This window comes from Streptosporangiales bacterium (genome assembly GCA_009379955.1).
GTDB lineage: Bacteria > Actinomycetota > Actinomycetes > Streptosporangiales > WHST01 > WHST01.
The window spans coordinates 42614-56131 of record WHST01000008.1; the positions used below are offsets into that span (position 1 = coordinate 42614).

General features: G+C 69.1%; 10 protein-coding genes. All 10 read left to right on the forward strand.

The window, feature by feature from the left end; all coding sequences use genetic code 11:
• The first annotated feature begins 180 nt into the window (after positions 1 to 180).
• The 10 genes from GEV10_04015 to GEV10_04060 all read left to right on the forward strand — a co-directional run bounded on the left by GEV10_04015 (position 181) and on the right by GEV10_04060 (position 13451).
• Positions 181 to 975, forward strand: a complete 795-nt coding sequence (locus tag GEV10_04015; protein MQA77642.1) for an enoyl-CoA hydratase/isomerase family protein — start codon at positions 181 to 183, stop codon at positions 973 to 975.
• A 48-nt stretch (positions 976 to 1023) separates the two neighbouring features.
• Positions 1024 to 2583: an AMP-binding protein gene (locus GEV10_04020; protein MQA77643.1), complete on the forward strand. Its 1560-nt coding sequence runs from the start codon at positions 1024 to 1026 to the stop codon at positions 2581 to 2583.
• The gene (locus tag GEV10_04025; GenBank protein ID MQA77644.1) at positions 2583 to 4121 is read left to right on the forward strand and encodes a UbiD family decarboxylase; all 1539 of its coding nucleotides are present in this window, start codon (positions 2583 to 2585) and stop codon (positions 4119 to 4121) included. Before GEV10_04020 ends, GEV10_04025 begins: the two co-directional genes overlap by 1 nt.
• A gap of 19 nt (positions 4122 to 4140) precedes the next feature.
• Complete coding sequence (locus GEV10_04030; GenBank protein ID MQA77645.1) at positions 4141 to 5784, forward strand: AMP-binding protein; 1644 nt, start codon at positions 4141 to 4143, stop codon at positions 5782 to 5784.
• Between the two features lie 104 nt (positions 5785 to 5888).
• Positions 5889 to 7343, forward strand: a complete 1455-nt coding sequence (locus tag GEV10_04035) for a UbiD family decarboxylase (protein MQA77646.1) — start codon at positions 5889 to 5891, stop codon at positions 7341 to 7343.
• A 111-nt stretch (positions 7344 to 7454) separates the two neighbouring features.
• A complete protein-coding gene (locus GEV10_04040) occupies positions 7455 to 8489 on the forward strand; it encodes a PhnD/SsuA/transferrin family substrate-binding protein (protein ID MQA77647.1) in 1035 nt (344 codons plus the stop codon).
• Between the two features lie 65 nt (positions 8490 to 8554).
• Positions 8555 to 9358: an ATP-binding cassette domain-containing protein gene (locus GEV10_04045; protein ID MQA77648.1), complete on the forward strand. Its 804-nt coding sequence runs from the start codon at positions 8555 to 8557 to the stop codon at positions 9356 to 9358.
• 16 nt (positions 9359 to 9374) lie between these two features.
• A complete protein-coding gene (locus GEV10_04050) occupies positions 9375 to 10214 on the forward strand; it encodes an ABC transporter permease subunit (GenBank protein MQA77649.1) in 840 nt (279 codons plus the stop codon).
• Position 10215: 1 nt separating this feature from the next.
• Positions 10216 to 11700, forward strand: a complete 1485-nt coding sequence (locus GEV10_04055; protein ID MQA77650.1) for an aldehyde dehydrogenase family protein — start codon at positions 10216 to 10218, stop codon at positions 11698 to 11700.
• 20 nt (positions 11701 to 11720) lie between these two features.
• The gene (locus GEV10_04060; protein ID MQA77651.1) at positions 11721 to 13451 is read left to right on the forward strand and encodes a thiamine pyrophosphate-binding protein; all 1731 of its coding nucleotides are present in this window, start codon (positions 11721 to 11723) and stop codon (positions 13449 to 13451) included.
• Positions 13452 to 13518: the final 67 nt, after the last annotated feature.

The window sequence follows — 13518 nt, forward strand, 5'->3', positions numbered from 1 at the left end:
CCCCGACTGCGACAGCGCTGACGTGGAGGTGGCGTCGCTGTTCGGCAGCACGACGTCGGAGGTCCTCTTCTCGTGCACGCGCTGCCGGTCGTTCTTCAACTGGGTCAAGTGGCAGCACCGCCTACCACCCGTCCCGGCGAGACGGGCGCAACCGAACCGAACGGAACGGATGGGAACCGCGTGACGTACGACGACTACAAGAGCCTGGAGATCAGCCGGCGCGAGCGGGTGCTGACCATCACGCTCAACCGTCCCGAGAAGCTGAACGCGATCGACGGGCGGATGCACGAGGAGCTGTCGCGGGTCTTCGACGATCTCAACCGCGACAGGGACGTCGACGTCGCCGTGCTCACCGGGGCCGGCCGCGCGTTCTGCGCGGGCGGTGACGCCGACTGGCTCGAGACCCTCATCGAGGACCCGCTCGGCTGGGAGCAGCTGAGCGAGGAGGGTCGCGCGACGGTCACGGGCATCCTCGAGGCCCGCCAACCGGTCATCGCCAAGCTGAACGGTGTCGCCGCCGGTCTCGGCGCGACGATCGCGCTGTTCTGCGACGTCATCTTCGCGTCCGACAAGGCGCGGATCGGCGATCCGCACGTCAAGGTCGGCCTCGTCGCGGGCGACGGCGGCAGCGCGATCTGGCCGCACCTCATCGGCTACGCCCGCGCCAGGGAGTACCTCTACACCGGCGAGCTGCTCCCGGCACAGAAGGCCGCGGACATCGGCCTGATCAACCGCTGCGTCCCGCACGACGAGCTCGACGGCGCGGTCGACGCGTTCGCCGACCAGCTCGCGGCCGGCGCGATCCGCGCCATCCAGTGGACGAAGCAGGCGGTCAACGCGCCGCTGCGCGAGCTGGTGGCGTCCAACCTCGACCTCTCGCTGTCGCTTGAGGCGAAGTCGAACCTCACGCTCGACCACCGTGAGGGCATCAACGCGCTGCGGGAGAAGCGTCCCGCGAAGTTCGTCGGCAGGTAGGGCTCAGCCCCTCAGGTTCCGGGAGACGGCGGAAGAAGGCAGACAAGGGTGTCCAACTGGATCTACGAGTTCGAGAGCCAGGTACACCACCGCGGCCGGGAGATCGCGGTGGTGCACGACGGCCGCGCCGTCACCTACGACGAGCTGAACCGGTCCGCGGCGAGTTTCGCGCACTGGGTCCGTGAGGTCGGCGCCGCGCGCGTCGCCACGTACGTCACGAACTGCTACGAGTTCTACGTCGTCCAGTTCGGTACGACGAAGGCCGGTGCGGTCAGCGTCGCGACGAACTACATGTTCGGCGAGGAGACGCTCCGGTACGTGCTGCAGGACTCCGCGGCCGAGGTGCTCGCGGTGGCGGAGAAAGACCTCGACGTCGCGCGTGCGGCGATTCGCGGCACCAACGTCACGCACCTGGTCACCCTCGACGGCGTCGCGTCCGACGGCGTGACCGCACTGCGCGACATCGTGGCGACCTACCCGGACCACATCGTGTCGGCGCCGAAGGACGACGACGACCTGTTCAACGTGACCTACACGAGCGGCACGACGGGCACGCCCAAGGGCGTGATGAAGACCCACCGCAACATCGGTTCCCACGTGTCCAACCTCGTGCACGCCTGGAAGCTCACGCCGAGCAGCCGGTGGTTGTGCGCCGGGCCGGTCTACCACACCTCGGGTCTGGAGTCGTCGTCGTTGCCGGTGCTGGCGGCCGGCGGCTCCGTCGTGTCGCTGCGGTGGAAGGCGGACGCGTTCTTCGAGCACGTGCACCGCTACCGGCCCGACGCCGCGTACATCGCGGGCTCGATGATCGTCGACATCGCCGACTACCCGGATCCCGAGCGCTTCGACCTGAGCAGCCTACGGTTCGTCATCGGCGGCGGCGCGCCGATGCCGCCGCGGGCGTACCAGAAGGTGCTCGACCGCTACTCCTTCATGATCTGCGAGCGGCTCGGCATGACCGAGGCGGGCATCATCTTCGTCGACAAGGTCGGCCGGCCCGGTGCGTACGACCCGCGCGACGAGCTGCCGACGCACGTACCCGGATCGTGCGGCAGCCCGCTGTACAACCAGACGCAGTTCCGGCTGGTCGACCCCGTGACGGGGGAGATCAGGTCGGAGGGCGAGGGCGAGCTGCAGGTGCGCGGCGACTCGGTGTTCGCCGGCTACCTGAACATGCCGGAGCGCACGGCGCAGTCGTTCACCGACGACGGCTGGTTCATCAGCGGCGACATCGTCCGCATCGAGGACGACCACGTCTGGCACCTGCGCAGGCGCGACGAGATCATCATCAGCGGCGGCGAGAACGTCAGCCCGCGCACGGTCGAGAAGGTCGTCGAGGCGCACCCTGAGGTCGCTGAGGCGGTCGCGTTCCCGCTGCCGCACGAACGCTGGGGCCAGGAGGTCTGCGTCGCCGTGGTCCTGCGTACCGGCTCCGTCACGACCGCCGACGAGCTGCTGGAGTTCTGCAAGACCGGCGGTGAGCTCGCCAAGTACGAGGTGCCGAAACGCGTCTTCGTCACCGACGAGCTGCCGAGGACGCCGACGCAGTCCGTCCCACGCGCCAAGCTGACCGAGCGGTACGCCACCGCCATGAAGGAGCCCGCCTGATGAGCGATCTGGACGTGACGAGCCTCCGCTCCACCTTGGAGGGCCTGGCAGCGCGCGGGCAGCTCGTCACCACCGACGTGCCCGTCGACCCCGACCTGCAGTTCGCGGCCGTCCAGAAGCGGATGGACGGTGGACCGCCCGTCCTGTTCGAGCGGGTGGAGGGCTACGAGCACGCCAGGTTCGTGATGAACCTGTTCGCGCAGACCGGCGTCATCGACCTGCTCTTCGGCTTCGACGGCCCGCGCGACCGCACCCGCAGGATCGCCGACGCGATCAGGAAGCCGCTCGCGTCACGCGTGGTCGACCGCGCGCAGGCGCCGGTGCAGGAGGTCGTGCGCACCGAGGGCCTGAACCCTGTCGACTTCGTGGTGCCTATCAGGCACACCGCGGAGGAGGAGGAGGCCACGCTCGGCAGCGGCGTCACGCTGTTGTCGGGACCGTATTTCGGCGGCGGCACGCACATCGGCTACAACCGGCAGAACTTCCGTTGGGGCGACGTCGGCACGTTCCAGATCGCGCCCGGCAGTCACATGTGGATGGCGTCGGCGGAGTTCTACGGCAGGGAGCGGCTGCCGCTCACCATCAACTTCGGCCTGCCACCGGCGGTGACGCTGGCGGCAGGAGCCGGGTTCGACTACGTCGTGCTGCCCCACGGCAGCGACGAGATCGCCGTCGCCGGCGCCCTGCAGGGCAGTCCGGTCGAGCTCGTGCCCGCCGTGTCCGTTCCCGACGCGCTCGCTGTCGCCAACGCCGAGTACGTGATCGAGGGCTACCTCGACCCGACCGACCGCAGGTACGAGACCGGCCGCTCGGAGGAGACGAAGCAACAGGGCGAGCACCCGTTCCACCCCGAGTGGGCGGGCTACATGGGCAAGGCGTACCGCGCGCCGACGTTCCAGGTCACGGCGATCACCCACCGCGCGCTCGACAGCAGGCCGATGATCGAGCCGATGATCGTGCACGGCGCCGAGGAGAACAACATCCAGACCAGCGTCCGCACCGCGGCGCTGTACGAGCTGGGCAACCGGATCATGCCGGGCCTGGTGCACGACGTGCACATCCCGTTCGCCATGACCGACTGGGGCGGCGCGATCTTCCAGATCGACAAGCGGAGCAAGGTCGACGAGGGCTACCAGCGCAACGTCCTCGTGGCCGCGCTGGCGAGCTCGCGCGGCATGCGCATCGCCATCGCCGTCGACAAGGACATCGACATCTACAGCACCGACGACGTCATGTGGGCGCTGACCACGCGCGTCGACCCCAACAGCGACATGATCGTGCCCGTGCCAGGTGGCGCGGGCCAGGCGTTCCAGCCGAGCGAGCGCGCGTCCGGCGGGGGAGGCGGGTCCGGCACGGCGTTCGAGGGCGGGCTCGCGATCGACGCGACCATCCCGTACGGCACCGCCGACCAGTTCGCGCGTCCACGCTACGCCGTCGACACCGTCGACCTGAGCCGGTGGTTCGCCGACGACGTCGTGGCGCGGGTCGACAAGGACCAGCAGGGCTGGCTGCGCCTGCTGGCCCAGTCCGGTCAATGACCGACACTAGGAGAACCTCATGGACGAGACCTCCTCCCGCCTCGCGGAGTCGCGACTGGGCTACGCGCCGGACTGGTACGAGTGGCGCGACCCCGAGATACCCCAACGCCTGAGTCCGACCGAGCTGCTGCTCGACAAGCACCTCGACACCGCTCGCGCCGACAAGGCGGCACTGGTCGCCGACGACGTGCCGTACACCTACCGGGAGCTGCACACCCTCGTCGAGCGCACGGCGGCGGGGCTCGCCGACCTCGGTGTGCGGGCCGGCTGCCGGCTGCTCCTGGTGGGCACCGACAGCGTCGAGTATGTCGCGCTGTGGCTCGCGTGCGTCCGCGTGGGCGTCGTCCCCGTCGTGGTCTCCGACCAGGTCAAGGCGGCGCAGCTCGCGTACTACCTCGACGACGTCGAGCCCGCCGTCCTGTACGTCGACGCGGCGCAGTTGCCCAAGCTCGCCGAGGCCGTTGCGGAGCTCGGCACGGCGCCGCCGCTGGTCCTCGTGCGCGGCGACGCGACGGCGGACGCCGGGACACGGACCGTGCCCGTCGAGTCGCTGACGGCCTCGCAGGCACCTCCGGTCACACCCGTACGACTGCACGCCGGCGACGTGGCGTACATGCTCTACTCGGGGAGCACGACGGGACCGGCCAAGGGTGTCACGCACCTGGCGCACGACTTCGTGCTCGTGCCCGAGCGGCAGGGCGCCTTCTGGGAGTACACCGAGGACGACGTCGTACACGCGACGTCGAAGAAGTTCTTCACCCACGGACTGTGGCCGGGCGTGCTCATCCCGCTCTACTGGGGCGGCACCGCCGTGGTGGGCGGGGCGCCGCCGAGCGGCAGCGAGGTCGTGCGCATCGTCGAGACGTACCGGCCGACCAAGCTCATCACGGTGCCGACGACCGTCAAGGCCATCCTCCAGTACGCGGACGAGGCCGGCCGCACGCCCGACTTCTCGAGCGTCGGCCTGGTGATCACGGCGTCGGAACAGGTGCCGACGGAGATCGCCGTGCGGTTCGACAAGCTCTTCGGGCTCGAGCTGCTCGACTCGATCGGCTCGTCCGAGGTCACCTACGAGTGGATCGCGAACAGGCAGCGCGACTTCCGTCGCGGCACCCTCGGCAGGCCCGTCTTCGGGTACGAGGTCAAGCTCGTGGACGCCGAGGGCGACGAGGTCACCGAGCCGGGCGTCGAGGGCGAGGCGTGGGTGCGCAGTCGCACCGCATGTCTGTTCTACTGGCGCAAGTACGACGCGACCCGTTCGACGTTCATCGGCCCGTGGACCAGGACCGGGGACATGCTCGCGCTCACCGGCGACGGCTACTTCCAGTTCGTCGGCCGGCGCGACGACCTCTTCAAGGTGAGCGGCATGTGGGTCTCGCCGCTCGAGGTCGAGGGTGCCATCGCGACGAGCCCGAGCGTCCACGAGGTCGCGGTCGTCGGCGTCACCGACGCGAGCGGTCTGGCGAGGCCCAAGGCGTTCGTCGTCCTGCGCGGGGGAGCGCGGCCGTCGGAGGAGCTGACCGCCGACCTGCGCGCACGGGTGCGTGAGGTCGGCGGCTACAAGGTCCCCGACGAGATCGCGTACGTCGAGGCGCTGCCGCGCACGCCGCTGATGAAGATCAACAGGCGCGCGCTCAGGCTCGCGGAGGCGGCGGCCCCTTGACGTAACTAGATGACAAAAGTAATTTACGAAAGTCATCTACCTGTCCGAGCCCGACATGTGACGGCAGGGATGAGCCGAGTGGTCAGGCGGAGGGACGAGGCTGCATGGAGGACCTGCGGGACTGGCTCGACGAGATGCGCTCGCGCGATCTCGTCCGCGAGGTGCGCGGCGCGCACTGGGATCTCGAGGTCGGTGCCGTCACGGACCTCAACGCCAAGAAGGACAAGTGGGTCCTGCTCTTCGACGAGATCGAGGGCTACCGCCCCGGCTACCGGATCATGACCGGCTCGCTGCTCGACGCCGCACGCGTCAGCTACTCGTTGGGGTGCGACACCGGCGCCGACAACCAGCTCCTCGTCCGCGCACTGCGCGACCGGCTGCGCCGTCCCGCGGTGACGGGCGTGACGGACGGTGTCGCGGCGAACCCGGACGCTCCCGTCTTCGCGAACCGGCTGACCGGCGACGACGTCGACCTCACCCGCTTCCCCGCGCCGAAGTGGCACGACCTCGACGGCGGTCGCTACCTCGGGACGTTCGACGCGGTCGTGACGCGTGACCCGGAGACCGGGTGGGTCAACGTCGGCACGTACCGGATGATGATCCACGACGAGCGGCGGGTGTGCCTCTTCGTCAACTCCAGCCACCACGCGCGCCTGCACATGGAGAAGTACTGGCGGCGCGGCGAGCGCGTGCCCGTGGCCGTCTCGCTCGGCCATCACCCGGCACTGTCCGCACTCGGCGGCATGGAGCTGCCGACCGGCGTGTCCGAGTACGACGTCCTGCAGCAGCTGCGCGGCGACCTCGAGCTCGTCGAGGCACCCGTCACCAAGCTGCCCGTCCCCGCGACGAGCGAGCTGGTGATCGAGGGCTACCTGTCGGCCGACACGGTGTCCGAGGGCCCGTACGGCGAGTTCCTCGGCTACTACGCCGGCGGCAAGATGCAGACGCCGACGATCGAGGTCGAGGCGATCTACCACCGCGACGACCCGATCATCCTCGGCACCTGCGCGGGCATCCCGCCGTACGACTACTCGTACTTCCGCTGCCCGATGCGCTCGGCGATGATCTGGGACGCTCTCGAGGACGCTGGCGTGCCGAACATCGTCGGCGTCTGGTGCCACGAGGCCGGCTACACGCGCGCGCTCAACGTGGTCTCCATCGACCAGGCATACCTCGGGCACGCGCAGCAGGCCGGCATGGTCGCCTCGCAGGTGCGCGAGGGAGCGTTCGGCGGCAGGTACACCATCGTCGTCGACGACGACATCGATCCCAGTGACCTCGATCAGGTCATGTGGGCGGTGTCGACGCGTACCGATCCCGCGGACTCCATCGAGTTCATCAGGAACTCGTGGGGCATGGCACTCGACCCGATGGTCGAGCGCGGCCCCGAGGACGCACTCAACGAGTTGCCGTTGTCGCGCGCGGTGATCAACGCGTGCCAGCCGTTCAAGCGTCGCCAGCGCGGCACGTTCCCTCCGGCCGTCACCGTTCCCGCCGAGGTCGCGGCGCGAGTCACGAGCAAGTACCCCGAGCTGTTCGGGGGCGGAAACAGGCGATGAGAGAAAGTGTCGACACCTCTTGTTCACCCGAGAGGTGCCACGTACTATCCAGTCAGTATGTAGCGGGCTGGACAACAACGTAAGAAAATCCTCTGCAGCAAAGGTCTCGTCATGCCCCGGATCATCAATCTGCGTAAGGCCATGTGTGTCCTGGCCGGTACGGCCCTGACGGTCGGAGTCGCCGGCTGCGGGGGTGGATCGAAGGGCGACACCGAGGACAGGAACTGGGTGCACGCCATCGTCACCCCGAAGGGCGACGCCGGTTTCATCCTCATGGCACAGGCGCGCAAGTACTACGAGGAACAGGGCGTCAAGGTCAAGATCAAGAGCTTCACCGGCAACATCCCGCTGAACCAGGCGCTCCAGTCCGGTGACGTCGACTCCATCGAGACGTCGCCCGACCCGGTCTTCGACGCGTCGCTCCGCGGTGGAGACGTGAAGATCATCGGATCGACGCTGCCGGGACTCACGTACAGCGTGATCGCCCAGAAGAAGGTGCGTTCCTTCGAGGACCTCAAGGGCAAGAAGATCGGCGTGTCCCTGCCCGGCTCGCTGCCCGACGTCGCCGTTCGCGCCATGCTCGCGAGCAAGAAGCTCGACTCGAAGTCGGTGCAGGTCATCAACGTCGGCAACGACGCCCAGCGGTTCCAGGCGATCTCGGCCGGACGTGTCGACGCGGCGGCGGTGTCGCCCGAGTTCGTGCCGCGGATCAAGGACAGCAAGACCCTGCACGAGCTGGGTTCCGCCGAGGAGCTCATCCCGGACTACCCGCGGTTCGTGATCGCGGCCAACGGCAAGTCGCTGGAGGAGAAGCCGGACACCGCGGCGCGGTTCCTCGCCGCGGAGATGCAGGGCATCAGCTACGCGGCCGCGCACAAGAAGGAGGTACTCGAGCTCTCGGCGAAGACGCTGAAGCTGGAGCCGACCGACCCGAGCCTGGACTACTTCTACGACCGGATCATCGACGGCAAGGCGGAGTCGACGAAGTGCGAGATCCCACGTGACAAGCTCGAGTGGCTGCAGGAGTTCAGGATGTCGAACGGCCTGCAGAAGAAGAAGGTCGACCTCGACGAGCTGCTCGACGACTCCTTCCAGAAGGAGGGTCTGAAGCGGGTGGGCGACGACCTCGGGGCGGCGGGGAGCTGATCGTGGCGGGTACACACGACGCAGACGTCGTCGACGATCCCGTGCACGAGGACGACCCGGGCGCCGTGCAGCCGAAGGTGCTGGTGGAGCACGTCTCCAAGGAGTTCGTTCGACGACAGGACGGACGCACCGAGGTCGTCAAGGCGCTCGACGACGTCTCCCTCTCGATCGAGGCGGGTGAGATCGTCACGCTCACCGGTATGAGCGGGTGCGGCAAGACCACCCTGCTGCGGGTGTTGATGGGACTGGAGAACGTCACGTCGGGTGCGGCGTACGTCGACGGCAACGAGATCGTCGGACCGGGTGCCGACCGGGCGATGGTCTTCCAGCACGCGGAGCTGCTGCCGTGGCGCTCCGCGCTCGGCAACGTCGAGTTCGGCCTCGAGATCAGGAAGATGCCGGCCAGGGAACGACGGGTCGCTGCCGAGCGCTACCTGAGCATGGTCGGACTCGACCACGCCAAGCACCGCCGTCCGTACGAGCTGTCCGGCGGCATGCGGCAGCGTGTCGGCATGGCGCGCGCGCTCGTCACCGAGCCCGAGGTGCTCCTGATGGACGAACCCTTCGGCGCTCTCGACGCACAGACGCGCGAGACCCTGCAGTACGAGTTGCTGCGCATCCACGCCGACGACCGACGCACGATCGTCTTCGTCACGCACGATCTCGACGAGGCCGTGCTCATCGCCGACCGGGTCGTGATGATGGCGCCCAACCCCGGTCGCGTGCATGCGGTCGTCGACGTCGACCTGCCCCGTCCGCGACTCGACGCCGCGGAGCTGCGCACGTCGCCCGAGTTCGGACGCATCCGTACCCGGCTGTGGCAGCTGCTGCAGGACGCCAACACGGCCACGACCGAGCCGTCGGTCTGATTCGGCGAGGTGAACCATGGCAGGTGACGTTCGGCAGGCCCAGCCGTCCCCGCGCAAGGTGTCGGCACCTCGAGCGGGGCGGTCGTCGGGCTCCAGCCGGCTGACCAACGCGTTCGCGGCGATCCTCGTGGGTCTCGTCGTGCTCGTCGTGTGGCAGGTCGTCGGCTCGAGTGTCAGCCCGATGACGATGTCGTACCCCACCGCGGTCCTGAGCGAGGGTGTCGAGCTGGTCAAGGACGGCTCGCTGCTCTCCGCGCTCGGGTCGAGCGTGCAGTCGTTCGTGCCCGCATACGTCCTCGCGGTGGTGATCGGCGTCCCCGTCGGGCTCGTCGTCGGCAGGTACCGCCTGATCGAGGCGGGCTTCGGCCCGTACATCACGGCCGGCTACGCCACCCCGCTGGTCGCGCTGATCCCGCTGTTCATCGTGTGGTTCGGCACCGGCCTGCTGGTGAAGGTCGCGATCGTCCTCACCCTCACGGTGTTCCCGATCATCATCAACACCTGGCGCGGCGTGCAGGCCGTGCCGAAGACCCTCATCGAGGTCGGGTCGAGCTTCGGCGCGTCCCAGGCCGAGATCATGCGGAAGATCATCATTCCCGGCACCCTGCCCCACATCATGACCGGGCTGCGCCTGGCCGTCGGTCGCGCGGTGATCGGCATGGTCATCGCCGAGTTCTTCACGGCCGTGTCCGGTCTCGGCGGCATCATCATCAACGCCGGCAACAGTTTCGACACCGCCCGGATGTTCGTGCCCGTCATCATCGTCCTGCTGCTCGGCATCGTGCTCACCTGGCTGGTCGGTCTCGCCGAGCGCAGGCTGGCGCCGTGGCACCTCGCGATGAGCGGGCGGCAGTGACATGACGGGAGGCCGATCAATGGCAGTGCATCCCGCACTTGACCGTCGCGCCGAGGACCTGCTCTTCGTCGACGGACGTTGGTCGCCGGCGGCGTCGCGGCGGACGTTCGAGGTGTCCTGCCCGGCGACGGGAGAGCCGATCGCGCAGGTGAGCCGCGCGGACGCCGACGACGTCGACCTCGCGGTACGCGCCGCGCACCGCGCGTACGAGGAGACCTGGCGTGACACCCCGCCCGCCGATCGCGCGGCGATGCTCTACACACTGGCCGACCGGTTGGCGGCCGACGCCGACCGGCTCGCGCTCGTCGATGTCGTCGACAACGGCAGCACCGTGCGCCGCATGCGCGCGGACGTCGACACCGGGGTGCAGCTCATCCGCACGTACGCAGGGTTCGTCGGCACGATCACCGGTCGGACGATCCCCATCGACAGCCACACCCTCAACTACACGGTGCGCGAGCCGTACGGCGTGGCCGGTGTCATCGTGCCGTTCAACCACCCGTTCATGTTCGCCGCCCAGATGGTCGGCTCCGCGCTCGCGGCGGGCAACACGCTCGTCCTGAAGCCGTCGGAGCTCACCCCGCTGACCGCGCTGGAGATCGCGAAGGCGGCCGAGGACCTGCTGCCCGCCGGAGTCCTCAACATCCTGACCGGGTTCGGCGAGGAGAGCGGCGCTCCGCTCGTGCGCCACCCGCTGGTCCGCAAGGTGCATTTCAAGGGCAGCGTGCCGACCGGTCGCAAGGTGATGGAGATGTGCGCCGCGGGCATCAAGCCGGTGTCGCTCGAGCTCGGCGGCAAGGCGCCGTTCATCGTCTACCCGGACATGGACGTCGACGTCGCGGTGCAGGGCGCGGTCAGGGGCATGAACCTCGTGCACCAGGGCCAGTCGTGCGGATCGGCCACGCGGCTGCTCGTCCACGACGACGTCTACGAGGCGTTCCGGTCCGGTCTCGTCGAGGCGTTCGAGTCCCTGCGTCCCGGAGCGCCGTGGGACGCCGGCGCCGACATGGGTTGCATGGTCTCCCGCACGCAGTACGACAAGGTGCTCGCTCACATCGCGAAGGGCGTCGACGACGGCGCCCGCGTGCTGACCGGCGGAGCACCCGTGGCCGACGACTCGCTGCCCGGCGAGCTGTACATCCAGCCGACCGTCTTCGAGTGCGACGACATGTCGCCGATCGTGGCGCGTGACGAGATCTTCGGCCCAGTGACCTGCCTGTTCCGGTGGGACGACGAGGACCGGATGCTCGCCATGGCCAACGACACCGAGTACGGCCTGACCGCGAGCGTCTGGACCAACGATCTCGGCACCGCCCACCGCGTCGTCGCCCGGCTGCAGGCCGGCTACGTCTGGGTGAACGGGCACGGCAGGCGTCCCGTCGGCAGCCCGTTCGGCGGCTACAAGCAGAGCGGCATCGGCAAGGAACGGGCGCAGGACGAGTTCAACAGCTACACGCAGGAGAAGTCGGTGCTGGTAGCCCTGTAGACCGAGTCGGTGGAGGACGCGTGCGGAAGTACGGTTCGGACCTGGTGGTCGACCTGATGCGTGCCTACGGCATCCGTCACGTCGCGATGAATCCCGGCGCGTCCTACCGCGGCCTGCACGACTCGCTCGTCAACTGGGGCTCGGGCGGCCCCGAGATGATCATCTGCACCAACGAGAAGATCTGCGTCAACATGGCGCACGGCTATGCGCGGGTCACCGGTGAGCCGATGGGCGCGATCGTCCACGACGTCGTCGGGCTGATGCAGAGCACGATGGGCGTCTACACCGCGTACGTCGACCGGGCCCCGGTGCTCGTCTTCGGCGGCACCGGTCCGATGGAGGTCGCGAAGCGGCGCCCGCACATCGAGTGGGTGCACACGGCGTTCGCACAGGGCGACCTCGTCCGCAACTACGTGAAGTGGGACGACCAGCCGTTCGACCACCAGGCCGTCGTCGACGGTTTCGCCCGCGCCTACCAGATCGCGACGATGGAGCCGTGCGGTCCCGTCTACAGCTGCTACGACGTCGCGCTGCAGGAGGAGCCGCTGGACGACGAGCCGGAGATCGTCGTCCATCGCAACGAGCCGCCGGTGCAGTTCCCCGCGGAGGAGCACGTCCTCGCCGAGATCGCGGGGGCGCTCGTCGCCGCCGAGCGGCCGGTCATCGTCGCCGGTCGCGTCGGCCGGCGCCCGGAGACGGCCGCGGCGCTGGCCGCGCTCGCGGACGCGGGCGCGATCCCCGTCTACGACCAGCAATGGCGCCACAACCTGCCGAACACGAACGCGCAGCACTTCCTCGACAAGAGCCGGGTCGAGGGTGCCGACGTCGTCCTCGCGCTCGACGTCGCCGACCTGTACGGCGCCCTCACCGCGGCGGGCGGGTCACGCGGCGACGAGCGGCGCTGGCTCCCGCGAGCCGACGCCAGGCTCGTGGAGATCCGCCTCGACCTGCTCGAGGGCAACGGCTGGTCACCGACGTTCGAGAAGTACCAGCGGGTCGACACCTCCGTCACCGCCAATACCGCGCTCGCCGTACCGCGCCTCGCGGCCCTCGTCGAGGAGCTGGCCGAGACACCGGACGCGAGCCGGCGGGTGGCCGAGAGGCGCACGGATGTGGCCGAGGCCCACGACCGGCAGCGCGCGACGTACCGCGAGCGTGCCAGGGAGGGGTGGGACGACACCCCGATCAGCACCGCGCGGCTGGCGGGCGAGCTGCGTGACGCCGTACGCGACCACGACTGGGTGCTCTCCGGCAGCACCCTCGCGGGCTGGACGCCGCGCCTGTGGGACTTCGACGACTGGTCACGGTTCACGGGCAGGCCGCTCGGCACGGCGACGCAGATCGGCATGGGCATGGGCGTGGCACTCGCGCACCGGGACTCGTCGAAGCTCGTCGTGCACATCCAGCCGGACGGCGACCTGCTGTTCGACCCGGGCACGTTGTGGACGATCGCGAACCACCGGCTGCCGATGCTCGTGGTCATGTTCAACAACCGGGCGTACTACAACGACTGGGAGCACCAGGAGATCGTCGCGCGGGACCGGGGAAGGGACATCTCCCGCGCGAACATCGGCATGGACCTCGACGCGCCCGCACCCGACTTCGCCGCGATCGCGAGCGGCTTCGGCTGGCAGGCCACCGGGCCGATCCACGATCCCGCCGAGCTGGCTGAGCGGCTGGCCTGGGCGGTCAAGGTCGTGACGCAGGAACGCGTGCCCGTCCTCGTCGACGTCGTGACGAGGCACCGGTGAGCACGTGACCACCACACGGACGCACGGGGGACATACGGCCTGACGGCCGATCGATCACAGTGCAGTG